Source organism: Actinomadura soli (assembly GCF_005889715.1).
Lineage (GTDB): Bacteria > Actinomycetota > Actinomycetes > Streptosporangiales > Streptosporangiaceae > Spirillospora > Spirillospora soli.
Map to the genome: position 1 here is coordinate 1 of NZ_VCKW01000565.1, position 1,381 is coordinate 1,381.

2 protein-coding genes are annotated in these 1,381 nt (G+C 69.4%); both read left to right on the top strand.

The features are described from left to right. Nucleotides 1-110 precede the first annotated feature (110 nt). Nucleotides 111-1,154 carry a glycosyltransferase gene (locus ETD83_RS41845; protein ID WP_138650771.1) on the top strand — a complete coding sequence of 348 codons (1,044 nt, stop codon included), beginning with the start codon at nt 111-113 and terminating at the stop codon, nt 1,152-1,154. 2 nt (nt 1,155-1,156) lie between these two features. Further along, nucleotides 1,157-1,321 (top strand): hypothetical protein, encoded by a 165-nt coding sequence (locus ETD83_RS43390; RefSeq protein ID WP_171064756.1) that lies wholly within the window; start codon nt 1,157-1,159, stop codon nt 1,319-1,321. Nucleotides 1,322-1,381 lie beyond the last annotated feature (60 nt).

Here is a 1,381-nt window from a genome sequence, read left to right on the forward strand (position 1 = left end):
CGCCGGTACCGCTCCCGTCTCATCCGCCCCGCCCGCTCCCGCAGCCCGCTCCCGCGCGGGGCCACCGCCGGGACGGCAAACGCGACCTGCCGCCCATCCAAGCGGACACGATGAGGGTGACGGTCCTGATCCCCGCCCACAACGAGGCAAAGCAGATCACCGAGACGATCGCCTCGCTGCGCAGGCAGGAACGTCCCCCGGACCACATCGTGGTGATCCTCGACAACTGCACCGACGCCACCGCCGCGTTGGCGCAGCTCTGCGGCGTCGAGATCGTCGGCACGCGCGGGAACGAGCACAAGAAGGCGGGCGCGCTGAACCAGATCCTCGACCGGCTGCTCCCGATCTTCGGCCCGGACGACGCGATCATGGTGATGGACGCCGACTCGGCGCTCGATCCCGGATTCATCCGGCACGGGGTCGACTTCCTCGCGTCCGGCCACTACGCCGCCATCGGCGGTACGTTCACCGGCAAGCCGGGCGGCGGCGCAGTCGGGATGTTCCAGCGCAACGAGTACGCCCGCTACGCCCGGGACGTCCGCAGGCTCCAGGGCAAGGCGCTCGTCCTGACCGGTACGGCCACCATTTTCCGCGCCGCCACCCTCCAGGAGGTGGTCGCCGCCCGCCGCGAACGCCGCCTCCCCGGCCGTCCGCACGTCTACGACGTGCGCGTCCTGACCGAGGACAACGAACTCACCCTGGCCATCCTGCATCTCGGCTTCCGCATCCTCTGTCCCAGGGAATGCACGCTCACCACCGAGGTGATGCCGACCTGGCGGGAACTCGCCCAGCAGCGGCTGCGCTGGAAGCGCGGCGCCCTGGAGAACCTCATCGACTACGGCTGGACGCCGATCACCCGGCCCTACTGGGGCCGGCAACTCCTCTCCCTGATCGGCATCCTGGTGATCAGCGCCTACCTCTCCTCGCTCGTCTACTCGGCCATCTGGCTCGGCGGCATCCAGTTCAGCCCGATCTGGGGCGCCATCACCGTCATCTTCATGGTCGAACGCGTGGTCACCGTCCGGCAGCGCGGCCCCGCCCAGATGGCCCTCGCCGGCACCATCGTCGTCGAAATGATCTTCGACGTCTTCCTCCAGTTCGTCCAGGCCCGTGCCTTCTGGCAGGCCGCTTGGCGCAAAGAAAGGAAATGGTAGATATGTACAACACTCCCCCCATCGGCGGCGTGGCCGCAGGCTTCGGCGGCGCCGCGGCCGCCTCGCCCTGGCTCGGCTTCCAGGCCCTCTGGATCGGCCTGGCCCTCTTCACCGTCGTCTCCGCCGCCCTCGCCGTGAAGCGCATCCTCCCCGCCCGCAGGGGCTAGACCCTCCAGAAGGCCGGGGCCCACACCACCCCGGCCCTGTCTCTTATACACACCTGACGC